Source organism: Microbacterium sp. KUDC0406, assembly GCF_021582875.1.
In the GTDB taxonomy this organism is placed as follows: Bacteria; Actinomycetota; Actinomycetes; order Actinomycetales; family Microbacteriaceae; genus Microbacterium.
The window spans coordinates 2,229,024-2,249,621 of the sequence record NZ_CP091138.1 but is presented as its reverse complement, the minus strand read 5'-3'; the positions used below and the strand labels follow the sequence as shown (position 1 = coordinate 2,249,621).

The following is a 20,598-nucleotide window of genomic DNA, read 5'->3' as shown; positions in this document are numbered from 1 at the left end:
GAGACGACTCTAAAAAACAGAACCATTGACTTTAGAGAGGTCGCGGGTCTTCAATGGAATGAGAGCCGAGGAGGACGGTCATGACGTTGTCGCTGGCGTACACCGAAGAGGGCGAGGCCGTTCCGGCCGAAGACCGCGTGCGGATCCGCGCCGTCCCGCGCGCGATCGATCTGGACGCGGCCGAGGCCGCGGCGCACGCGCTGCTGCGGGCGCTCGGCATCGAGCCGGACGACCCTGATGCCCCGGACCTGGCGCGGACACCGTCACGCTTCGCCGCCGCCTACGCCGAGCTGCTCAGTCCGCAGCCGTTCGACTTCACCACCTTCGCGAACACCGACGGTTACGACGAGATGGTGCTCGTGCGCGACATTCCGTTGCAGTCGGTCTGCGAGCATCATCTGCTGCCGTTCAGTGGCGTCGCCCATGTCGCGTACCTGCCGGCTGATCGCGTGGTCGGGCTGTCGAAGATCCCGCGGATGGTCGACCACTTCTCCCGACGTCCGCAGATCCAGGAGCGGCTGACCGTGCAGGTCGCCGATGCGCTCGCGCTGCACCTGCAGCCGCGCGGCGTCGGAGTGGTGATCGAGGCGGCGCACAGCTGCATGAGCCTGCGCGGGGCGCGCGCCGGGTCCGCTGTGACCACGACCTCCGCGCTGCGCGGCGTGCTGCGCGACGATGCGAGCTCCCGCGCGGAGTTCCTCTCCCTCGTCACCGGCCGCTGACGCATCCACCCGCATCCGGATCTGAAGAAGGGAATCTCATGACCATCGTGATCATCGGCGGCGGGCTCGCCGCCGGCACCGCCGTCACGGAGCTGCGCGAGAAGGGGTACGACGGTGAGCTCGTGGTGTTCGCTGCGGAGAAGCATCCGCCCTACGAGCGCCCGCCGCTGTCGAAGGACGTGCTGCTGGGCAAGAAGGGCGTCGACGCCGCACTCGTGCACGACGAGGCCTGGTACGGCGAGCACGACGTGCAGCTGCGCACCGGCACCCGCGTGACCGCGATCGACCCTGTCGCGCACACGGTCACGGCGGGCGACGAGGTCGTGCACTACGACAGGCTGCTCATCGCCACCGGTGCGCAGCCGCGGCGCTTCGACGTCGCCGATCGCGTCGCCTCGCCGGTGTACCTGCGCACCATGGAGGACAGCGCCGGGCTGAAGGAGCGCCTGGTCCCGAGTGCGAAGGTCGTGATCGTCGGCGCCGGCTGGATCGGACTCGAGGTCGCCGCCGCTGCACGGATCGCCGGTGCCGATGTCACCGTGTACGAGGTCGCGGACCTGCCGCTGGTGCGGGTGCTGGGGCCCGAGGTCGCGACGGTGTTCGCCGACCTGCACCGGGCGCACGGCGTCGATCTGCGGCTGAGCACCTCCGTCACGGAGGACGAGATGTCCGCCGCGGACGTGCTCGTCGTGGGGGTCGGTGCCGCGCCCGACACCGAGCTGGCTGAGGCCGCGGGGCTCGCCACCGACAACGGCATCCTCGTCGACGCGACGTTGCGCACCTCGGATCCGGACATCTACGCGATCGGCGACGTCGCGAACCACGATCATCCGGTGCTGGGTCGACGCATCCGCGTCGAGCACTGGGACACCGCGATCGAGCAGGGCAAGGTCGCCGCGCACAACCTGCTCGGCGCTGGCGAGCAGTACACGCACCTGCCGTACTTCTTCACCGACCAGTACGACCTCGGCATGGAGTACTTCGGCAGCGTCGGTCCCGAGGGCTACGACCGCGTCGAGGTCGACGGCGACACGGATGCCGCGAACGGTGGAGCGTTCCGGGCGTACTGGGTCTCGGACGGAACGGTGGTCGCCGCCATGCAGGCGAACGACTGGGACGCCTCGGACGCGGTGCGCGACAGCGTGGGGACGGCGCGATGACGGCGGCGGTTCAGACCGGGATCCGCCGCATCGGCGGGCGCACCTTCGACTTCGATCGTCAGGTCGCGGTGATGGCGGTCGTGAACCGCACGCCCGACTCGTTCTCGGACAGCGGGGCGAACTTCGCTCTGGATCGCGCCGTCGCGAGCGCACTCCGCGCCGCCGGGCTGGGCGCGGACTGGGTCGATGTCGGCGGCGTGCCGTTCGGACGCGGTCCCGCGGTCTCGGTGCGGGAGGAGATCGACCGAGTGGTGCCGGTCGTCCGGGCGATCGCCGACTCGGATGCCGGCGTGGTGATCTCCGTCGACACGAACTCCGCCACCGTCGCCGAAGCCGCGATCGACGCGGGCGCCGCGGTCATCAATGACACCAGTGGACTGGGCGACCCGCGCATGGCCGGCGTCGTCGCCGGCAGCGATGCGCACGTCGTGATCACGCACAGCGTCGGGCCGCCGCGCGCCGAGAAGCCGGCCGCGCACTTCGGCGATGTGGTGGCCGAGGTGCGCGCCTTCCTGCTCGAGCGGATCGCGCGGGCGGCATCGGCCGGCGTGCCTCCCGAGCGGATCATCATCGACCCCGGCCACGATCTCGACAAGAACACGCTGCACTCGCTCGAGATCACCCGTCGGCTGCCGGAGATCGCCGACATCGGACTGCCGCTGCTGGTCGCCGTGTCGAACAAGGACTTCATCGGCGAGTCGATCGACCGGCCGCAGGGCGAGCGGCAGGCGGGATCGCTCGCGGCGATGACCGCCTGCATCCTCGGCGGAGCACGGATCGTGCGGATGCATGACGTGGCGCAGACCGTCGACGCGGTGCGGATGACCGAGGCGATCCTGGGCTGGCGTCCGCCGGTGCGGCTGGAGCACAACACGCATCCGACGCACAATGTCTGACGTGGACCTGCTCTGGCCGAACCCGGCATCCGGACTCGACGACGACGCGCTGCTCGCGCTGACCGCGATGCCTGAGGGCCGCGACTGGCTGCGGATGAACTTCATCGCCTCGATCGACGGCGCGGCCACCCGCGACGGTCGCTCCGGCGCGCTCGGGGATGCCGCGGATCGCCGGCTGTTCGGCCTGCTGCGCCGTCCGGCCGACGCGATCCTGCTCGGCGCGGGCACCGCGCGCATCGAGGGATACGGTGCGATGCGCCTCGATGACGCGTCCGTCGCATGGCGCCGGGAGCGCGGGATGCCGCCGCATCCGGTCTTCGTGCTGATCTCACGCAGCCTGCGGCTCGATCCCGCGTCGCCGATCTTCACGGAGGCTCCGGTGCGGCCGATCGTGTGCACGGTCGCGGAAGCGCGGGCCGGGGAGTTTGCGGATGTCGCCGACGTGATCGTGTGCGGAGCGGGCGACGTCGATCCGCTTCGGGTGCGGGCCGAGCTCGCAGACCGCGGGCTCCGAGGCGTGCACGGCGAAGGCGGCCCGCACGTCTTCGGCTCGTTCCTCGCCGCAGGTGCGGTGGATGCGCTGCACCTGACGCTCGCACCGACCCTGGAGGGCGGCGCCTCCGGCCGCATCGTGGCCGGATCTCCGTCCGTCCCGACGGACATGCGCCTGGCCTCCGTGCTGCGCTCCGGCGACGAACTGCTCCTGCACTACGTGCGGGACTGAGCGCTGCCGTCTGCCGTCGCCGGAGACAGCAGGATGAGGATCCGATTCAGGTGCATGGCCGTCAGCACTCCCGGTCCTGTCACGGTGCGCGTGCCGAGACTGCTGTCGTGCACGACGCGGAGCAGACGGTCGACCTGCGCCTGCGCGTCCGCCCGGCGCTCGTCGCTCTCATCGTCGTCGGCGACCAGCACCTCGGCCACGGCGTGACACGCACTCGCCAGCGGCGAGACGAGGTCGGGCTCGAGGGGCAGGGCTCCGGGGCGGGACCAGATCGTGTCGCCGAGGCATCCGGAGATGTCCCGGATCTGATGCGCCACATCGTCCAGCGTCTCCAGCCGGTCGTGCTCACCCTGGGTGTCGGCGTGATGCCCCCGGGCGCGCGGATTGCCCCGCCGGCTCTCATCGGCGTCGGACAGTGCCTCCCGCAGTGCGCGTGCGGTCGCCGCCAGCGCGGTCGCGTCACGGACCCAGGTGCGGTCCTCCGGCGGCCAGGACACGGCGACCGCGTCACCGATCGCGTGCAGGTGCGACGAGAGGGTGCGCGAGAACTCGTCGATGCGCGCGCGTGCCTCGGCGACGAGTGGCGCGGGAGGGATGAGCACATTCACGATCAGTCCCACGGCGACGCCGACCACGGTCTGCAGGACGTACCCCAGTGAATAGTCCTCGGCGTCGGCGCCGCCGACGATGAGCACGAACAGCGCCGCCACGGGGATGTACTCCTTGCCGGCGCCGAACCATCCTGTGCCGGAGACGAGCACGCCGAGCGCGGTGGCGGCGGCGAGGGTCCACACGCTGGGACCGGCGGTGAGGACGACGAGTGCGGCGATGCCGACGCCGACGCCCAGGCCCAGAAGCGTCTGCAGGCTCGAACGCAGCGAGGTCATCAGCGTCGGGTACATGCTGATCAGCGCGCCGAGGGGTGCGTAGTACGGGTAGTCGTCGGTGATGCCGGGCATCAGCGGGGCGATGAGCCAGGCGGCCGCGACCGCGAGCGCGGTCTTCACCGCGATCAGGAGGCGGGCGGGACGCACGGCCTGGTGCACGGCACCCCCGATGCCGGTCGCGATCCGCGACCACCGTCCCCGGGCTCCGCCGGCCTGCTCGCTGCTGTGCATCGTCGCATCACGATAGGCGGGACGACGTGCCGAGGGCACGGGGTTGACACGCGGGCGAGCCGTCTCGCGCCACGGGGCGCGTCGTGGTCGTGTCACGCGGCCTCGGCGCGCCCGGGATCCTGAGACAATAGGGGTTCGCGACCCCGAGGAGTCCCCGTGCAGTTCATCTCCACCCGCGGCGGCATGGAGCCGCTGCCGTACTCCGAGACGCTGCTCGAGGGTCTCGCCACCGATGGCGGGCTCGCGGTCCCGCAGGCACTGCCGCACGTGGATGCCGGCACCCTGGCATCCTGGCGTCGTCTTTCCTACCCGGAGCTCGCGGCCGAGGTGCTCGGGCTGTTCGCCACCGACATCCCGCGCGAGGACCTGGCGCGCATGACCGCGACGCCTACGCCGGCTTCCCGGCGGACATCGTGCCACTGCGCCCGATCGACGGCGGCCTCACGCTCGTCGGCCTCAGTGAGGGGCCGACTCTGGCGTTCAAGGACATGGCGATGCAGTTCCTCGGCCAGGTCATGGAGTACGTGCTGGAGCGCAACGACGGCGTGCTGAACGTCGTGGGTGCGACCTCGGGCGACACCGGATCGGCCGCCGAGCACGCGCTGCGCGGCAAGGAGCGCGTCGCGGTGTTCATGCTCTCGCCGCAGGGGCGGATGAGCGCCTTCCAGCGCGCGCAGATGTACTCGCTCGCCGACGAGAACGTGCACAACATCGCCATCGAGGGCGTGTTCGACGACTGCCAGAACCTGGTGAAGGCGCTCGCCGGCGACGTGCCGTTCAAGCGCAGCCTGAGCCTCGGCGCGGTCAACTCGATCAACCTCGCGCGCATCACCGCGCAGATCGTCTACTACTTCTGGGCGTGGCTGCGGGCCACCGACGCGATGGGCCCGACCGAGGTCTCGTTCACGGTGCCCTCGGGCAACTTCGGCAACATCCTCTCGGGCTTCTGGGCGAAGCGGATGGGCCTGCCGGTGCGCCGGCTGGTGCTCGCCGCGAACGAGAACAACGTGCTCGACGAGTTCTTCCGCACCGGGATCTACCGTCCGCGGTCGGCCGCCGACACGCTCGCCACGTCGAGCCCGTCGATGGACATCTCGAAGGCGTCGAACCTGGAGCGGTTCATCTACGCCGTCGTCGGACGCGACGCCGCGCGCGTGAAGGAGCTGTGGGCGGACCTCGACCGCCAGGGCTTCTTCGACCTGTCGGCCGAGCAGCCGCGCTTCGAGAGCGAGTTCGGCATCGTGAGCGGCACTTCGACGCACGCCGACCGGCTCGCCACCATCAAGGCGGTGCACGAGGCGACCGGCGAGATCATCGACCCGCACACCGCCGACGGTGTTCGGATCGCTCGCGAGCACGTCGAGGACGGTGTGCCGATGCTGGTGCTCGAGACCGCCAAGCCCCAGAAGTTCGCCGAGACGATCGCCGAGGCGATCGGCGTCGAGCTGGACTACTCGCCCGAACTGCGCGAGATGCTCGCGGCGCCGCAGCACGTCACCGAGCTTCCCGACGACGAGCAGGCATTGCGCGCGTTCATCGAGGCCAACGCGCTGCGAGCCCCCGGTCGGTGAGCGAGCGAAGCGAGACGAAACGCCTCGGCCGGTCTGAGACCGTTTCGTCTCGCTCCTTCGTCGCTCGCTCAACAACCGGCGGGCTCCAGGCATACCCCCAGGGGTATGCCTGATACCCTCGGGGTATGTGCAGAGCGGTGACGTGCAAGACGTGCGGGAAGACGACGTGGGCAGGCTGCGGCCAGCACGTCGACAGCGTGAAGAAGACGGTGCCGGCGGCGCAGTGGTGCCCAGGGCACGACGATGAGCGGGCGCCGACCGGATTCTTCGGCAAGCTGCTCGGAAGGGCCTGACATGCGGGTGATCATCGCGGGCGGCGTCGCGGGCGGGATGTCTGCGGCCACGCGACTGCGGCGACTCGACGAGAGTGCCGAGATCGTCGTCATCGAGCAGGGCGACCACGTCAGCTTCGCGAACTGCGGGCTGCCGTACTACGTCGGCGGCGTGATCGCCGACAGGCGATCGCTGCTGCTGCAGACGCCCGAATCGCTGCGCGCGCGCTTCGACCTCGACGTGCGCACAGGACACGAGGTCGTCTCGATCGACCGGGACGCCCGCACCGTCGCCGTGCGGGAGGTGCGAACCGGCATGGTCTCGGACGAGCCCTACGACCACCTGATCCTCGCCACGGGCGCGGCGCCCGTCGACGTGTTCGATGCTGCCGGAGGTCCCGCGGTCGCCACGTTGCGCACGATCGACGACGTCGACCGCATCACCGCAGAGCTCGACGCGCTGCCCGCCGGCGCATCCGGTTCAGCCGTGGTCGCCGGCGGCGGATTCATCGGTCTCGAGGCCGTCGACAACCTGGTGCGTCGCGGACTCGACGTCACCCTCGTGCAGCACGGCCCGCACCCGCTCAGTCCACTCGACCCCGAGATGGCCGCCCTCGTCGTCGACGAGCTGCGCGCGCACGGCGTCGACCTGCGCACCCGCACCTCCGTGAACTCGATCGATGCCGATGGCGTGCACCTCGACGACGGCGGCACGATCGCCGCCGACATCGTCATCGACGCCCGCGGAGTGCGCCCGGCAGCATCTCTGCTGCGCACCGCCGGACTCGAGCCGGGCGTCACCGGGGGCATACCCGTCGACGGGCACCAGCGCACCGCAGACCCCCGCATCCTCGCGGTCGGCGACGCCGCCGAGAAGCTCGACGCCGTCTCGGGCCAGCCCACGCTGGTCACGATGGCCGGTCTGGCGAACCGGCACGGTCGCATCGCCGCCGACGTGATCGCGGCCGAAGAAGGGCTGTTCGACCGGATGCCGGACGAGAGCGAGCCGTCCCTCGGCGTCGCGATCATCGGCGTCTTCGACCTCGCCGTGGCGATGGTGGGCTGGAGCGAGCGCCGCCTGATCGATGAGGGACGCCCGCACCGCGTCATCCACGCGCACCCGACCGACCACGCCGGGTACTACCCGGGTGCGGAGCGGCTGACGATGAAGCTGCTGGTGGACCCGTGCACCGACCTCATCCTCGGCGCGCAGGTGATCGGCCGACACGGCGCCGACCGCCGGATCGACGTGATCGCGACCGCCATGCAGGCGGGACTGACCGCGTCACGGCTGAGCCGCCTCGAACTCGCCTACGCACCGCAGTACGGCTCGGCGAAGGACGCGGTGAACATGCTCGGCTACATCGCCGACAACAACGCCACCGGGTTGACCCCGTCGATCCAGTGGCACGAGCTCTACGAGGCGCTGGCATCCGGCGCGACCCTGATCGACGTGCGATCCGCCGCCGAGAACGACGCCGGATCGATCCCCGGCAGCGTGCACATTCCGGTCGATGACCTGCGCACGGCGGATCTGCCCGAGGGCGACCTGATCGTGCACTGCCAGGTCGGCCAGCGCGGTCACACTGCCGCGCGACTGCTCGCGCAGCGCGGTCGCCGGGTGCGCAACCTCGACGGCGGCTACCTCACCTGGAGCGCCGGAGTACGGATGACGACGAAGGAGTTCGCATGACGGCGATGGATCCCACCGATGACGACGTGAAGGCGGCCATGAACCGGCTCAAGCGCGCCCGCGGCCAGCTGACCGGTGTCATCGACGCCATGGAGTCGGGCGCGGACTGCCGCGACGTCGTCATCCAGCTCGCCGCGGTCGGCAAGGCGATCGACCGCGCCGGCTTCGCGGTGATCAGCACCGCGCTGCGCAGATGCGTGGCGGAGGCCGACGGCGCCGACGCGGATGCCCCGGACCTCGCCGAGTTGGAGAAGCTCTTCCTCACCCTGGCGTGAGCGGCTCCGGTCGTTGAGCGAGCGACGAAGGAGCGAGACGAAACGCCCCGGCTGACCTGAGAGCGTTTCGTCTCGCTTCGCTCGCTCAACGACCGGCGGGGTAGACCGCAGACGTACGATGGCCAGATGTCCGAAGTCCCACCCCGCCCCGGCATCGCCGAACGCCTCTCCCGCATGATCCAGCTGCCGACGGTGTCGGCCGAGCTCGACCGCCGCGGCGCCGAGCCCTTCGAGGCGTTCGTCGCCCTGCTCGCCGAGCTGTATCCGCTGACCCACGAGCACCTGGCTCTCGAACGGCACACGGAGTTCGGGCTGCTGTTCCGATGGAAGGGCCGCGCCGAGGCATCCGACGGGCCGCTCGTGCTCATGGCGCACTACGACGTCGTGCCCGTAGACGAGACCGACCCCTGGACCTATCCGCCCTTCGACGGGCGCATCGCCGACGGGTCGGTCTACGGCAGGGGCGCCCTGGACGACAAGGGGCCGCTGATCGTCGTGATCGAGGCCGTGGAGAACCTGCTCGCCGCCGGTTTCACGCCTGCACGTGACGTGTACCTCTCGTTCGGTGGCAACGAGGAGACCTACGGGCACGCGGCCGAGGCCATCGCCGCCGCATTCCGCGAGCGCGGGATCGTGCCGTGGCTGGTCGTCGACGAGGGTGGCGCCGTGGTCGACGCCCCGTTGCCGTTCGTCCCCGGCAGCGCCGCGATGATCGGCGTGGAGAGAAGGGCATCGCCACGATCGAGCTGTCCGCCCGCGGAGACGGCGGCCATGCATCCACGCCGCCCCCGGTCACGGCGGTGCGCCGGGTCGCGCGGGCGGTCGACCGGCTCGGCCCGTCGACGTTCCGCGCGCGCACGCCGAAGGCGGTGAGCCGGATGCTCGATCAGCTCTCCGGCCGGGCGAAGGGCCCCGCACGCCTCCTGCTTCGCGCCCTGGCCGCCGCCCCGTGGCTCACCGCTCGCGTGTTCGCGGCGCTCGGCGGCGAGCCCGCCGCCCTCGTGCGCACCACGGTCGCCGCGACCATGCAGTCCGGCGGCACCGCCGCGAACGTCATCCCGTCGCAGGCGTCCGCGACGCTCAACCTGCGCATCGCCCTCGGCGAGACGACGGCGCAGGCGGCGGAGCGGGTGCGCCGCCGCGTCGCCGACAAGCTGGTCTCGGTGCGCATCGTCGACGCGAGCGAGCCCTCACCGGAATCGCGCACCGACAGCCCCGCTTTCGGTCTGCTCGAGCGGGCGCTCGCGGTGTCGCATCCGGGCATCCCCGCCGTCCCGTACGTGATGATGGCGGCGACCGACTCGCGGCACTTCCACCGGTTCTCGCCCTCGGTGTTCCGGTTCGCGCCGCTGGAGATGTCGAGCGCGCAGCGCGCGGCGATCCACGGCGTCGACGAGAGCGTCGAGATCGCCGCTCTCGAACGGGGGGAGCGATTCCACAGCGCGCTCATCGAGGGGTTACAGTAGAGCGCCCTACCCGAGGGCCTCTGGGTCGCTGAGCCTGTCGAAGCGTCCCGCACATTCTTTTCCCGAGGAGGCGCGATGACGCGCACGAAGACCCTGGGCGCGCTTGCGACCGTGGTCGGCTTCCTGGCTTTCGTCGAGTTCACCAGCGGCGTCATCCAGGGCTATTACACGCCGATGCTGTCGGACATCGCCCGGCACCTGGGCATCCACGACGCCGACGTGAACTGGCTGGAGGGCGCGCAGCTGATGCTGTCGGCCCTCGTCGTCCCCGCCTTCGCGAAGCTCGGCGACATGGTCGGCCACAAGCGGATGCTGCTGATCTCGACCGCGCTCACCGCGGCAGCCGCACTGGTACTGCCGTTCACCGACTCGTTCGTGGTGTTCCTCGCGGGCTGGGCGCTGATGGGGTTCTACACGGTGTGGCTGCCGCTCGAGATCGCGCTGATCTGGTCGCGCTCGCGGCGGATGGATGCCCGTTCCGGGATCACCGCGCGAGCTGCGGGACTGCTCGTCGCCGCGCTCGAGACCGGGGCGATCATCGGCGCCCTGGTCGGCGGCGCGCTCATCGACGCGCTGCCTCTCATGGTGGTGCTGCTCGTGCCGGCGCTGATGGTGGTGCTGTGCTTCTTCGTGATCCTGTTCGGGGTCAAGGAGTCGCCCGAGCCGACCGGCGGCATCTTCGACACGGTCGGCCTGGTGCTGATCTCGCTCGCGCTGGTGGCGTTCACCGGCGGCCTCGGGCTGCTGCGCCTGGACGGCGGTCTGGTGAACCCATGGTCGTGGGCCGTCGTGCTGCTCGGCCTGGTGCTTGTGGTGCCGTTCGTGCTCTGGGAGCTGCGGCACGACGACCCGATCATCGACGTGCGGATGTTCCGCTCTCCGGCGCTCGGTCCGGTGTTCCTCACCGCCGGGCTGTTCGGTGTGAGCGTACTCGGCGCCCAGGCGCCGCTGTCGACCTTCGCCCGCACCGATCCGACGGTGTACGGGTACGGTCTGGGCACGACCGGCTTCGCGACCTCGCTGCTGATCGGCGTCTACCTGATCGCGATGATCGTCGGCGCGCTGCTGTTCCCGCTCGTCGCGCGCCGGCTCACACCGCGCGTCACCCTGATCGGCGCCTCGGTGCTGGTGGGCGTCGGGTTCCTGCTGTTCCTGCCGCTGCACGCCACGTACGTGCAGGTCGTGACCAACATGGTCGTGGTGGGTCTCGGCTCCGGCGCCCTCGTCGCCGCGCTTCCCGCGGCGGCGGCATCCGCCGCCCCGGCGACCCAGACCGGCGTCGCCACCGGCCTGACAAACTCGGTGAAGACTGTGGGCGGTGCGATCGCCTCGTGCGTGTTCGGCATCGCGCTGCTGCACGGCGTCTCAGGCGCCGCGGTCGAGGGCACCGCCGGATCCTTCGCCGGCTACGTGACGGTGTGGGTGGTGTGCGGTGCCACCGCGCTCGCCGCGGCCGTGATCCTGTGCTTCGTGCCGAAGCACGCCTTCACCGACCGCGCCGTGACCGAGGCATCCGAGCCTGTCCTGAGCTGACGCCCGGGAGTCAGGACTCCCGCGGCGGGTTGTGCATGAACTCGATGCGGATGCCGCTGTCGTCCTCGACGAACGACGCGTAGTAGCGGTCGTTGAACCGGGGATAGAGCTTCGGCTCCCGCACGACGCTCCAGCCGGCGTCGACCGCGACACGATGCATCCGCTCGACCTCCTCGCGCGAGTCGACGGCGAAGGCGAGATGCTGCCAGCCGGGTCGCCCGTGCAGGTGGGGATCGGCGTCGTCGGCATCACGAGGGCCGAACACGATGATCTCGGTCTCGTCATCCTTGTACCAGGCGGCGGACTGCTTGATCTGCCCCTCGTACTCGAAGCCGAGAGCGGTGAGCACGGCGCCGAACTGGGCGATGCCGCGGGGGAGGTCGACGACGGTCACGCCGAGGTGATCGAGAACAGGCATGACGGACAGTCTGCCCGAAGCAGGCCTCGTCTCGCGTCAGCCCTGGCGCGGCGGGTTGTGCATGAACTCGAAGCGGATGCCGTTGGCGTCCTCGACGAACGACGCGTAGTACCGCTCGGTGAACCGAGGGTACTCCTTGGGCTCGCGCACCGCCGTCCATCCGGCCTCCATCGCGATCCAGTGCAGCCGGTCGACCTCGTCGCGGGAGCCGACCTCGAACGCCATGTGCTGCCAGCCGACGCGGCCGTGCACGTGCTGCCCCTCTTCGCGGGCGGGGTACAGCAGGATCTCGGGCTCGTCCGTCTGCCGCCAGTAGGCGTGGTCGGGTGCGTTGTAGGCCCGCGTGTAGCCGAGTGCGCTCAGAACCGGATCGAGCTGGTCGGATGCCTGCGGCACGTCCGCGACGGACAGGCCGAGATGATCGAAGGTCGCCATGCCGACAGTCTTGCGGACGCCGCCGACATCGTCGAGCACGGCAGACTGGACGCATGCTCGCCCACCTCACGCTGCGCGCCGCGATCTTCGACCTCGACGGCACCCTGCTCGACCACCTCACGGCCCAGGAATCGGCCGTGGTAGGTTTCGCCGCCGATCTCGGAATCGTTGACAGCGGTGTCGTCGCACGGTGGGAAGAGATCGCCGACCGTCACTACGCGCGATACCAGCGTCGAGAGATCGGATTCGAGGACCAGCGGCGTGAGCGGGTGCGCGAGTTCCTCGGCAGGGAACTGACGGATGGGGAGGCGTCCGAGATCTTCGCCACGTACGGCACCAGATATGTGGCCGGACTGCAGCGGTTCGACGACGCCGTGCCCGCACTGCGCCGGGCGAAGGATGCGGGGCTGATCGTGGCGCTGCTCACCAACGGCGACGCCGTCCAGCAGCACGGGAAGATCGACCGCTTCGGTCTCCGGCCGCACCTCGACGTGATCGTGTGCTCCTCCGAGCTGCACGCAGGCAAGCCCGACCCGCGTGCTTACTCCGGGGCCCTCGAGCGGATCGGTGTCGACGCTTCCGAAGCCGTCATGATCGGCGACTCTCTCGAGGCCGACGTTCGCGGCGCGCTCGACGCGGGGCTGCACGCGGTGCACCTCGCGCGCACAGGAGAGCGGATGCCCGATGTCACCGGCATCCGCTCCCTCGACGAACTCGTGTTCGCGGTCTGATCACTCCGCCGCGTCGACCGAGAGCATCCAGGAGATGCCGAACCGGTCGGTGACCATGCCGAACCGGCCGCCCCACGGCGCGCTGTCGAACGGTATGTCGACGGCGCCTCCATCGGCGAGCCCGTCCCAGATCGCCTGTGCCCGATCGTCGTCGGTCGTGCTGACCGAGACGGAGATGCCCTGCGGCTCCTGGTACTCCATTCCCTTCGGAGTGTCGGAGCCGGCGAGCACCATGCCGTCCTCGGTCGCGAGCCAGGAGTGCATGATCTTGTCCGCGTCGCCCGGGTCCTGCGGCATCTGCGGGAACGACGAGAACTCGACCAGGTCGAGCTTGCCGCCGAGCACCGACTGGTAGAACGTCATCGCTTCGCGGGCATTGTCGCGGAACGAGAGATACGGATTGAGAACGGCCATGGGTTCGCCTTCCGACGTGGTTCGCCGGATGCCCGGCGCCGATCAGTCTTCGCCGCTGCCGGAACATTCGCAAGACCCTGTCGCCGGCGGTTCAGTGCGGGGCGTGGTACTCGGCCTCGCCGCGCTTCCAGTAGCCCTTCACGATCGCCTGCCCGGAGGGGATGTCCCAGCGGTCCAGCAGGGCGCGACCCGGCTTGACGACGGTCTGCTCGGCGGCGATGAACACGAACGGGTCGGCACCCGGGCGAGCCGCAGCACCCAGCCCGCCGAGGAACGCGATGAGGGCCGAGGCGGCCGGAGCATCGTCACGGTGCAGCCACTCGACGGCGACGGGGGCGTCGATCCAGACTTCGTCGGCCGCCGACTTCACCTCGATGACGATGCGGCCCGGCGCTTCGGCGGGAAGCGCGCGGGCGAACCGCCGGACGGCGGGGATCGCCGTCTCATCGCCGACCAGCATCCAGGAATCCGGCGTGCCCTCGATGAGCTGCGAGCCGCGCGGGCCGCCGACGCCGATCATCGAGCCGAGCGGGGCACTGTCCGCCCACGGCGCGGCCACGCCTTCATCGCCGTGCACGGCGAACTCGACCTCGAGCCAGTCCTCGCCCCAGGCCAGCGGCGTGTATTCCCGGCTCGGCGCCGCGCGCAGCTCCTCGACGGAGGACACCGGGCCGGTCGGGAAGAACAGCCGCATGTGGTCGTCGCAGCCGGGGGAGTCGAAGCCCGCCAGATCGCTGCCGCCGAGTCGCACCCGAACATAGTCGGGGGCGATCCGTTCCCGTTCGACCAGCGTGACGGAACGGAATCGCAGGTCGAGGCCGTGGCGTTCGAGCCGGAATCCAGGTGATTTGACGATCGGGATGGTCATCTCGCCAGCATATCCGAGGTAAGGCTTACCTACCTTGTGCGTCCTGTCCTGGGCGCGAACGACGGGTGGATCAGACCTCGATGCCGGTGGACTCGTCGTTCACGCCCTGGTTGCCACCGCGGCGTGATTCGACGGCGATCAGCCAGATCACGGACACGAAGGCGGCGATCGCGATGCCGAGCCAGACGTTCTGCAGGATCAGACCGAAGATCACGCCGAGCGCGAGCAGCACGACGGTGCCGCCCAGCCAGGTGAAGCGATTGCGACGCTTGTTGTCCATGATCGCCAGACTAGCGCCGGCGGTGGTCCTCGGGCGCGAGCCGAGGACCGCGGCGGGGCTCGGCCACGCCGCTGGCGAGGATGAGCCGCACGGTCCGATGACGCTGCCCCGTCCACGGCGAGAGCAGCTCGAGCATCCCGTCGTCGTCGGTGCGGGAGCCGGTGAGCGCGAACCCGATCTCATGGGCGAGGTGATAGTCGCCGACGCTCACGGCATCGGGGTCGCCGAGCGCGCGCTGGCGGGTCTCGGCAGAGGTCCACGGACCGACGCCGGGCAGGCTGGTCAGCACGCGTTCGCGCGCGGCGCCGTCTTCTGCCCGGTGCACGGCCTGCTCGATGCGGTCACCGCGCTGCGCGGCGCGGACCAGCGCGCGGGACTGCTGCGGCTGCACGGCCGCCCGCTGCCAGGCCCAGGACGGGATGCGCCGCCAGCCCTGCGCGCTCGGCGGGACGAACATCGCCCGCGGAGTCGGTCCGGGAGCGCGCTCGCCGAAGCGCGAGACGAGCTGCCGCCACGCGCCGAACGCCTGCATGCCGGTGACCTTCTGCTCGATGATCGAGCCCGCGAGCGCTTCGAACACCCGGTCGGTGCGGGTCAGCCGCATGCCGGGATGGCGCTGGGCCGCAGCTTCGACGAGCGGATGCTGTGACGCGTCGAACCCGGAGGAATCGTCGTCTGCGCCGCACAGCCGCGGCACGGCATCGAGCGCCTCGGCGGCGCCCGGTCCCCACGCGGACGCGTGCACCTCACCGTGCGCCGCGCGCAGCGCGAGCGTCGCGAGCCCGGCATCCGTCCGCAGCCCGATCCAGACGACGTGACCGTCGACGGTGATCGTCGGATCGCCCGCGCCGCGGCGCAGCACGCCGAGCGTGCGCATCAGGTCGAGCGGATGCCCCGGCGAGTACGTGGCCTCCCGCGGTGCCGTCGTGCGCGCAGCGCCGGCATCCGCAGTCAGGGTCATGCGCTCACTCTACGTGCGGCAGCTGACAGTCGCGGGGCCGGGCATCCGGCGCCCGGCATCCGGCCGCTTCGCGCGGCACTCTTCTGCTCGCGCTGCGCACATCTGCGCCGCGTGAGCGGGAAACTGCAGCGCGAGCGGGGGCGCAGAGAACTGCAGCGCGGGTCGACCGAGCCGCGAGCGGAACCTCAGAAGCGGTCGGGCGAGGGGGTGCCGTGGCCGTAGCGGATCACGACGTCGGCGTGCCGGTCGAACCGGTAGCCCACCCCGCGCACCGTGCGCACGATGTCCTCGTAGCGGCCGAGCTTGGCGCGCAGCCGGCGCACGTGCACGTCGATCGTGCGCTCGCCGGGGGCGGCTTCCTCGTCGCTGGCCTGCCACAGCGCCGAGACCAGCTCGGAGCGCTCGATGGTGCGGCCCTCGCGCAGCACCAGGTACTGCAGGAGTTCGAACTCCTTGTAGGTGAAGGCGGCGGACTCGCCGTCGATGAGCACCCGCTTGCGCGAGATGTCGACGACGACGCCGAGCTCCTCGTCCTTGTCCTCCTCCACGGCGGCCTTGGAACGGGCGATGGCGCCGGGCTCCTGCAGGGCGAGACGGACGACGTCGAGGTCGCGTCCGCCGGAACCGTGCGGGGCGAGGGCGACGGTGGCGTGGGTCTCGGCGCCGGGGGCGAGCTCGGCGAGCGTGCGGCGAAGAGCGTCGACGAGAACAGGAAGGCTCACGCCGGCTTCGGCGGCCTTGATCTCGTCGAGGCCGACGTACAGCGCGAAGCCGCGCGGTGATCGCACGGAGGGCAGGTCGGCGGCGGCATCCGAGGGGGACACGACGCGGACGGGGGCGGTGACGGGACGCTCGAGAAGGGCGGTGTTCGACATGATGATGGATCCTCAGAGGGGATGCGAGCCGATGGCTCTGATGCGTTGCAGAAAGACCGGGCGGAGCCGGAAGGACAGGCACACGGGTGGGTGCCCGGGCTCACGCTCCGCAGATGGCGGAAGAGGTGAGCGAAAAGGGGTGGTTGCGCCTTAGCAACACATTCGGCAACACATGCCAACGCGACCGGGCATCATCATCCCGGCAGTCCTGTTCGCCTCCTGGGCGGACGAAGGGCTTGCGTTGGTGGTCATGGGGGGATTATGTCCGATCGTGACCCGTCATGTCAAAACGTGACATCCGGGCTCGTCGCCCGTGAAACTCGAGATCGCCCCCGACTTGGTATCCCGAATTCGTAACACCCCGTCATCCCGGTCCTCATGTGCATCGACCCGGGTCTACTCTCGCTGAGCACGCTCCCACGAAGATGCTGAAGAGGAACCGCTCATGAGAAAGACGAAGAGATCGATCGCCGCCACCGCGGCAGTACTGGCGGGAGTCCTCGCCCTCGGCGGGTGCGCGGCCACCGCCGACCCCGGCCCCGACGCCGAGAAGAACGACCTCAGCTCCATGAAGGACGAGTTCTACAAGGCCACGGATCCCAGTAAGAGCCCGGCTGCCGCGAACGCCCGCACCGACGTCTTCGTCAGCACCATCAGCAAGCCCGGCGGCGTCTTCCTGCCCGGGTTCTACGACAACGGCTGGGACGGCAACGCCGTGCAGCCGATCTTCGCCTCGCTCGTCGTCACCGACGACTCCGGCGAGCCCGTCGCCGACCTCGCCGACAAGTGGGAGGTCGCCGACGACGGCCTGACGTACACGTTCCACGTGCGCGACGGCGCGAAGTTCAGTGACGGCTCGCCGGTCACGGCCGAGGACGTGGCCTTCACCCTGACGCTGCTGAACGACCCGCAGTACGCCGGCGGTGTCGACTTCAGCGACATCGTGATCAAGGGCACCGACGAGTACAAGAACGGCTCCGCGACCTCGCTCTCCGGCATCGAGGTCACCGACCCTCAGACCATCACCATCACCACCGAGAAGAAGAACCCGCTCGCGCTCCGCACGCTCGGCGGCCAGGTGATCTCGAAGGCCTACTACGGCAAGGGCTACGCCAAGGGCAAGCTCGACTATCTGAAGGCCCTCTACGGCAAGCCGCTCGGCGCCGGTCCCTACGCCCTCGACGAGTACGTCGAGGGACAGGAGATCCGCTACACCGCCAACCCGAACTACTACTCGGGCGAGCCGTCGATCCCGCGCCTGATCTTCAAGGTCGTCTCGAGCGACTCCGCACTGCAGAACTTCGAGAACGGCGACATCGACCAGGGCGGCTTCGGCAGCGACCCGGCCGTGCTCAAGGAGCTGCAGGGTCTCGGCTTCGCCAGCATCCGCGCCCGCGTCGTACCCGACATCGGTGCGATCTGGGTGAACAACAAGAAGCCGGCGCTCGCCGACACCGAGGTGCGCCAGGCCCTGTACTACGGCCTGGACCGCCAGCAGATCGTCGATGCCAAGTACAAGGGTCTCGGACAGGTCGCCGACGTGTTCGCCGCGCCCACGCAGTGGTCCTACACGGACGAGGGCGTGAGGAAGTACGACTACGACCCGAAGAAGGCCGGCAAGCTGCTCGACGAGGCCGGCTGGAAGAAGGGCTCCGACGGCGTCCGCGAGAAGGACGGCGCCAAGCTGAAGATCTCGTACATCACCACCAAGGACGACGACCCGATCATCCCGATCGCGGAGAGCACGTACACCGATCTCGGCATCGACTTCGTGCCCGAGGTGCTGGACTCGAACACCGCGTTCGACCGTCTGTACAACGGCGACTACGACCTGGCCGGGTTCCGCACCAACGGGCTGTCCGACCCCAACGACGCCGTCAGCGAGTTCGGCACCGACGACCCGGACATCAACGTGACCGGGTACTCGAACCCCGAGGTCACCAAGCTCATCAAGCAGGGCACGTCCACGTTCGACCAGGGCGAGCGGCAGAAGATCTACACCGAGCTGTACCAGAAGCTCAGCCAGGATCCGCCGATCATCCTGATCGACTACCGCAAGTCGATCTCGGCGTGGAACGCCCGGATCGACGGTGGCGAGAAGTACACCACCGGCAACGACGACGCCGCGCTCGCGCTCGCGCAGCTGAAGATCGCGGGCTAGCCTGCAGGATGCCTCCGGGCGGGGCGTGGACCCCCGCCCGGAGGCATTCCGGTGCGTCCACCTCCCCGACAGCTGCGTGCAATGACCCGATACATCCTCAAGAGACTCGCCCTGATGGCAGCGCTGCTGCTCGGCGTCTCCGTCCTCGTCTTCTTCCTGTTCTCGCTCATGCCGGGCGACTACTACAGCTCGAACCGCACGCTCACGCCCGAGCGCAAGGCCGAGCTGCGCGCGCTCGCCGGACTCGACAAGCCGGTGATCGTGCAGTACTTCATCTGGCTCGGCAACATGCTGCACGGCGACTTCGGCTACTCGCTGGAGCACAAGCAGCCGGTCGCCGAGGTGATCGCGCCGCTGATGTGGAACTCGTTCATCGTCGCGTTCGCGGCCTTCGTCCTCACCTGGATCATCGCGGTCGTCGCCGGCGTGCTCGCAGCGGTCAAGCAGTACTCCTGGTTCGACAAGCTCGTCACGATCGGCCTTTTCGCGTCGCTCTCGATCCCGTCGTTCTTCATCGGCCTGCTGCTGATCAAGATCTTCGCCGTCGACCTGCACTGGCTTCCCACCGGCGGGATGCTGGACACCGGCAGCACCTCCACCGGCATGGCCCGCGTGTTCGAGGTCATGCGGCACATGATCCTGCCCGTGGCGATCCTCACCTTCCTGGGCGCCGGATCGCTCACACGCTACTTCCGCACCGGGATGCTCGAGGTGCTGCGCGCCGACTTCATCCGCACCGCTCGCGCCAAGGGGCTCAAGGAGCGCTCGGTGGTGTTCTCGCACGGCCTGCGCAACGCGCTGCTGCCGGCGATCACGCTGCTCGCCTTCGAGCTGCCCGGCCTGTTCGCCGGCGCGATCATCACGGAGTCGATCTTCAACTGGCCGGGAGTCGGGCGTCTGCAGCTGGACTCCGTGGCGACCCGCGACTACGCCGTGCTGATGACCATCACCATGCTGCTCGCCTTCCTCACCGTGCTGGGCAGCTTCCTCGCCGACATCCTGTACGCGGTCGCCGACCCCAGGGTGCGGCTCGTCGACGCGAGGAGCGCATCATGAGCGGCGGCGGAGAGCTCATCGTCACCCAGATCACCGATCCGGACCTGGGCCCGGCCCCCGAGCAGCCGGCGCGGCGGCGGCGCCGGTCCGGCAGACGCCGCTCGCTGTGGGGCGACTCCTTCGCCCGGCTGCTGCGGATGCCCGCGGCGAGCATCAGCCTCGCGCTGCTGGTGTTCATGCTGCTGTTCAGCTTCGCGGGGCCCCTGCTGACCGGATACACCGGCGACGAGATCAACCTGCGCATCCAGGACCATGAGCCGACGATGGACCACTGGCTGGGCACGGACGGCTACGGTCGCGACGTGCTGACCCGGCTCATGCTCGCGGGCCGGATCTCGCTGACCATCGGCATCGCCTCGATGCTGCTGTCGCTGCTGATCGGCGCTGTGCTCGGCATCATCGCCGGGTACTACGGCGGCCTGGCCGACACGATCATCATGCGCGCCGCGGATCTGCTGATGTCGATCCCGGGGCTCCCGCTGCTGATCGTGATGGCCGCGGTGCTGTCCGAGCTGAAGGTCGACCCCTCGCAGCGGATCTACATCGTGATGCTCCTGCTCAGCCTGATCGGCTGGCCGTCGCTGGCCCGCCTCATCCGAGGGCAGGTGCTGTCGCTGCGCGAGGCGCCGTACATGCGCGCCGCCGAGGTGCTCGGGCTGAGCGCGGCATCCCGTCAGTTCCGGCACCTGCTGCCGAACGTCATGCCGCTGCTGATCGTGGTGGCCACGCTGAGCACGGCATCCGGCATCCTCAGCGAATCGGCGCTCAGCTTCCTCGGCCTCGGCGTGCAGCCGCCGAACGCATCCTGGGGCAATATGATCAGCTCGGCCAACAACCTCATCGACTTCCAGCAGCACTGGTGGCTGTGGGTGCCGCCGGGTGTCGCTCTGCTGATCACGATCGCCGCGATCAACGTGTTCGGCGACCGGATGCGCGATGTCTTCGACCCCAGGATGAGGAAGTGAGCGC

The 20,598-nt window shown here is 69.8% G+C and carries 22 protein-coding genes and 1 pseudogene; 15 read left to right on the top strand and 8 right to left on the bottom strand.

The window, feature by feature from the left end:
* The first annotated feature begins 80 nt into the window (after positions 1-80).
* The 4 genes from folE to L2X99_RS11230 are packed head-to-tail and all read left to right on the top strand — an operon-like array spanning position 81 to position 3,502.
* Positions 81-722 (top strand): GTP cyclohydrolase I FolE, encoded by a 642-nt coding sequence (gene folE / locus L2X99_RS11245; RefSeq protein WP_236126659.1) that lies wholly within the window; start codon positions 81-83, stop codon positions 720-722.
* 38 nt (positions 723-760) lie between these two features.
* Positions 761-1,882: an NAD(P)/FAD-dependent oxidoreductase gene (locus L2X99_RS11240; RefSeq protein WP_236126660.1), complete on the top strand. Its 1,122-nt coding sequence runs from the start codon at positions 761-763 to the stop codon at positions 1,880-1,882.
* Positions 1,879-2,778 (top strand): dihydropteroate synthase, encoded by a 900-nt coding sequence (folP, locus tag L2X99_RS11235; RefSeq protein ID WP_236135124.1) that lies wholly within the window; start codon positions 1,879-1,881, stop codon positions 2,776-2,778. Before L2X99_RS11240 ends, folP begins: the two co-directional genes overlap by 4 nt.
* 1 nt (position 2,779) lies before the next feature.
* Positions 2,780-3,502 carry a pyrimidine reductase family protein gene (locus tag L2X99_RS11230; protein WP_442923436.1) on the top strand — a complete coding sequence of 241 codons (723 nt, stop codon included), beginning with the start codon at positions 2,780-2,782 and terminating at the stop codon, positions 3,500-3,502.
* Here the strand turns inward: L2X99_RS11230 and L2X99_RS11225 are convergent.
* Positions 3,487-4,620: an FUSC family protein gene (locus L2X99_RS11225; RefSeq protein ID WP_236135123.1), complete on the bottom strand. Its 1,134-nt coding sequence runs from the start codon at positions 4,618-4,620 to the stop codon at positions 3,487-3,489. The two genes, L2X99_RS11230 and L2X99_RS11225, sit on opposite strands and share 16 nt — an antisense overlap.
* Before the next feature lie 156 nt (positions 4,621-4,776).
* Here L2X99_RS11225 and L2X99_RS18355 point away from each other — a divergent pair, with 156 nt between their 5' ends.
* From L2X99_RS18355 to L2X99_RS11195, 7 genes and pseudogenes are all read left to right on the top strand, one after another.
* Positions 4,777-5,172: a hypothetical protein gene (locus L2X99_RS18355; RefSeq protein WP_329607995.1), complete on the top strand. Its 396-nt coding sequence runs from the start codon at positions 4,777-4,779 to the stop codon at positions 5,170-5,172.
* On the top strand, positions 5,115-6,191 hold the full coding sequence (gene thrC, locus L2X99_RS11220) for a threonine synthase (RefSeq protein ID WP_329607993.1): 1,077 nt from the start codon (positions 5,115-5,117) through the stop codon (positions 6,189-6,191). The genes L2X99_RS18355 and thrC overlap by 58 nt, the downstream gene beginning before the upstream one ends.
* 294 nt (positions 6,192-6,485) lie before the next feature.
* Positions 6,486-8,156: an FAD-dependent oxidoreductase gene (locus tag L2X99_RS11215; RefSeq protein WP_236126664.1), complete on the top strand. Its 1,671-nt coding sequence runs from the start codon at positions 6,486-6,488 to the stop codon at positions 8,154-8,156.
* Positions 8,153-8,431, top strand: a complete 279-nt coding sequence (locus L2X99_RS11210; RefSeq protein ID WP_268928501.1) for a metal-sensitive transcriptional regulator — start codon at positions 8,153-8,155, stop codon at positions 8,429-8,431. The genes L2X99_RS11215 and L2X99_RS11210 overlap by 4 nt, the downstream gene beginning before the upstream one ends.
* Before the next feature lie 126 nt (positions 8,432-8,557).
* Positions 8,558-8,998, top strand: a pseudogene (locus L2X99_RS18350) (M20/M25/M40 family metallo-hydrolase); the annotation flags it as partial.
* Positions 8,999-9,069: 71 nt separating this feature from the next.
* The gene (locus L2X99_RS11200) at positions 9,070-9,897 is read left to right on the top strand and encodes a M20/M25/M40 family metallo-hydrolase (protein WP_236135122.1); all 828 of its coding nucleotides are present in this window, start codon (positions 9,070-9,072) and stop codon (positions 9,895-9,897) included.
* 75 nt (positions 9,898-9,972) lie between these two features.
* Positions 9,973-11,430 (top strand): MFS transporter, encoded by a 1,458-nt coding sequence (locus tag L2X99_RS11195; RefSeq protein WP_236126666.1) that lies wholly within the window; start codon positions 9,973-9,975, stop codon positions 11,428-11,430.
* 10 nt (positions 11,431-11,440) lie between these two features.
* On the opposite strand, the gene L2X99_RS11190 is transcribed toward L2X99_RS11195, so the two are convergent.
* Both L2X99_RS11190 and L2X99_RS11185 read right to left on the bottom strand, forming a co-directional pair.
* Entirely contained in the window at positions 11,441-11,848 is a 408-nt protein-coding gene (locus L2X99_RS11190; protein ID WP_236135121.1) for a VOC family protein, read from the bottom strand.
* 36 nt (positions 11,849-11,884) lie between these two features.
* Complete coding sequence (locus L2X99_RS11185; RefSeq protein WP_236135120.1) at positions 11,885-12,322, bottom strand: VOC family protein; 438 nt, start codon at positions 12,320-12,322, stop codon at positions 11,885-11,887.
* Between the two features lie 14 nt (positions 12,323-12,336).
* Between L2X99_RS11185 and L2X99_RS11180 the strand changes: the two genes are divergently transcribed.
* A complete protein-coding gene (locus L2X99_RS11180; protein ID WP_236126669.1) occupies positions 12,337-13,014 on the top strand; it encodes an HAD family hydrolase in 678 nt (225 codons plus the stop codon).
* Here L2X99_RS11180 and L2X99_RS11175 read toward each other — a convergent pair whose 3' ends face one another.
* The 5 genes from L2X99_RS11175 to L2X99_RS11155 all read right to left on the bottom strand — a co-directional run bounded on the left by L2X99_RS11175 (position 13,015) and on the right by L2X99_RS11155 (position 16,412).
* Positions 13,015-13,428, bottom strand: a complete 414-nt coding sequence (locus L2X99_RS11175) for a VOC family protein (protein ID WP_236126670.1) — start codon at positions 13,426-13,428, stop codon at positions 13,015-13,017.
* Between the two features lie 91 nt (positions 13,429-13,519).
* Complete coding sequence (locus L2X99_RS11170; protein WP_236126671.1) at positions 13,520-14,296, bottom strand: siderophore-interacting protein; 777 nt, start codon at positions 14,294-14,296, stop codon at positions 13,520-13,522.
* Positions 14,297-14,366: 70 nt separating this feature from the next.
* Positions 14,367-14,576 carry a hypothetical protein gene (locus tag L2X99_RS11165; RefSeq protein WP_236126672.1) on the bottom strand — a complete coding sequence of 70 codons (210 nt, stop codon included), beginning with the start codon at positions 14,574-14,576 and terminating at the stop codon, positions 14,367-14,369.
* A gap of 10 nt (positions 14,577-14,586) precedes the next feature.
* Positions 14,587-15,537, bottom strand: a complete 951-nt coding sequence (locus tag L2X99_RS11160) for a DNA-3-methyladenine glycosylase family protein (RefSeq protein WP_236135119.1) — start codon at positions 15,535-15,537, stop codon at positions 14,587-14,589.
* Positions 15,538-15,722: 185 nt separating this feature from the next.
* Positions 15,723-16,412, bottom strand: a complete 690-nt coding sequence (locus L2X99_RS11155) for a winged helix-turn-helix domain-containing protein (protein ID WP_236126674.1) — start codon at positions 16,410-16,412, stop codon at positions 15,723-15,725.
* Between the two features lie 445 nt (positions 16,413-16,857).
* Between L2X99_RS11155 and L2X99_RS11150 the strand changes: the two genes are divergently transcribed.
* The 3 genes from L2X99_RS11150 (at position 16,858) to L2X99_RS11140 (ending at position 20,594) form a co-directional block, all read left to right on the top strand.
* The gene (locus tag L2X99_RS11150; protein ID WP_236126675.1) at positions 16,858-18,573 is read left to right on the top strand and encodes an ABC transporter substrate-binding protein; all 1,716 of its coding nucleotides are present in this window, start codon (positions 16,858-16,860) and stop codon (positions 18,571-18,573) included.
* Between the two features lie 81 nt (positions 18,574-18,654).
* Positions 18,655-19,629, top strand: a complete 975-nt coding sequence (locus L2X99_RS11145) for an ABC transporter permease (RefSeq protein ID WP_236126676.1) — start codon at positions 18,655-18,657, stop codon at positions 19,627-19,629.
* Entirely contained in the window at positions 19,626-20,594 is a 969-nt protein-coding gene (locus L2X99_RS11140; protein WP_236126677.1) for an ABC transporter permease, read from the top strand. Before L2X99_RS11145 ends, L2X99_RS11140 begins: the two co-directional genes overlap by 4 nt.
* Positions 20,595-20,598: the final 4 nt, after the last annotated feature.

What these genes read in the sequence shown, in the direction of transcription:
- L2X99_RS11240 (WP_236126660.1), top strand. Translation starts at nt 761, where the DNA reads ATGACCATCGTGATCATCGGCGGCGGGCTCGCCGCCGGCACCGCCGTC.
- L2X99_RS11195 (WP_236126666.1), top strand. Translation starts at nt 9,973, where the DNA reads ATGACGCGCACGAAGACCCTGGGCGCGCTTGCGACCGTGGTCGGCTTC.
- L2X99_RS11210 (WP_268928501.1), top strand. Translation starts at nt 8,153, where the DNA reads ATGACGGCGATGGATCCCACCGATGACGACGTGAAGGCGGCCATGAAC.
- thrC (WP_329607993.1), top strand. Translation starts at nt 5,115, where the DNA reads ATGCAGTTCCTCGGCCAGGTCATGGAGTACGTGCTGGAGCGCAACGAC.
- L2X99_RS11175 (WP_236126670.1), bottom strand. Translation starts at nt 13,428, where the DNA reads ATGGCCGTTCTCAATCCGTATCTCTCGTTCCGCGACAATGCCCGCGAA.
- L2X99_RS11215 (WP_236126664.1), top strand. Translation starts at nt 6,486, where the DNA reads ATGCGGGTGATCATCGCGGGCGGCGTCGCGGGCGGGATGTCTGCGGCC.
- L2X99_RS11180 (WP_236126669.1), top strand. Translation starts at nt 12,337, where the DNA reads ATGCTCGCCCACCTCACGCTGCGCGCCGCGATCTTCGACCTCGACGGC.
- L2X99_RS11190 (WP_236135121.1), bottom strand. Translation starts at nt 11,848, where the DNA reads ATGCCTGTTCTCGATCACCTCGGCGTGACCGTCGTCGACCTCCCCCGC.
- L2X99_RS11160 (WP_236135119.1), bottom strand. Translation starts at nt 15,537, where the DNA reads ATGACCCTGACTGCGGATGCCGGCGCTGCGCGCACGACGGCACCGCGG.
- L2X99_RS11165 (WP_236126672.1), bottom strand. Translation starts at nt 14,576, where the DNA reads ATGGACAACAAGCGTCGCAATCGCTTCACCTGGCTGGGCGGCACCGTC.
- L2X99_RS11140 (WP_236126677.1), top strand. Translation starts at nt 19,626, where the DNA reads ATGAGCGGCGGCGGAGAGCTCATCGTCACCCAGATCACCGATCCGGAC.
- L2X99_RS11170 (WP_236126671.1), bottom strand. Translation starts at nt 14,296, where the DNA reads ATGACCATCCCGATCGTCAAATCACCTGGATTCCGGCTCGAACGCCAC.
- L2X99_RS11145 (WP_236126676.1), top strand. Translation starts at nt 18,655, where the DNA reads ATGACCCGATACATCCTCAAGAGACTCGCCCTGATGGCAGCGCTGCTG.
- L2X99_RS11155 (WP_236126674.1), bottom strand. Translation starts at nt 16,412, where the DNA reads ATGTCGAACACCGCCCTTCTCGAGCGTCCCGTCACCGCCCCCGTCCGC.
- folP (WP_236135124.1), top strand. Translation starts at nt 1,879, where the DNA reads ATGACGGCGGCGGTTCAGACCGGGATCCGCCGCATCGGCGGGCGCACC.
- folE (WP_236126659.1), top strand. Translation starts at nt 81, where the DNA reads ATGACGTTGTCGCTGGCGTACACCGAAGAGGGCGAGGCCGTTCCGGCC.
- L2X99_RS11225 (WP_236135123.1), bottom strand. Translation starts at nt 4,620, where the DNA reads ATGCACAGCAGCGAGCAGGCCGGCGGAGCCCGGGGACGGTGGTCGCGG.
- L2X99_RS11150 (WP_236126675.1), top strand. Translation starts at nt 16,858, where the DNA reads ATGAGAAAGACGAAGAGATCGATCGCCGCCACCGCGGCAGTACTGGCG.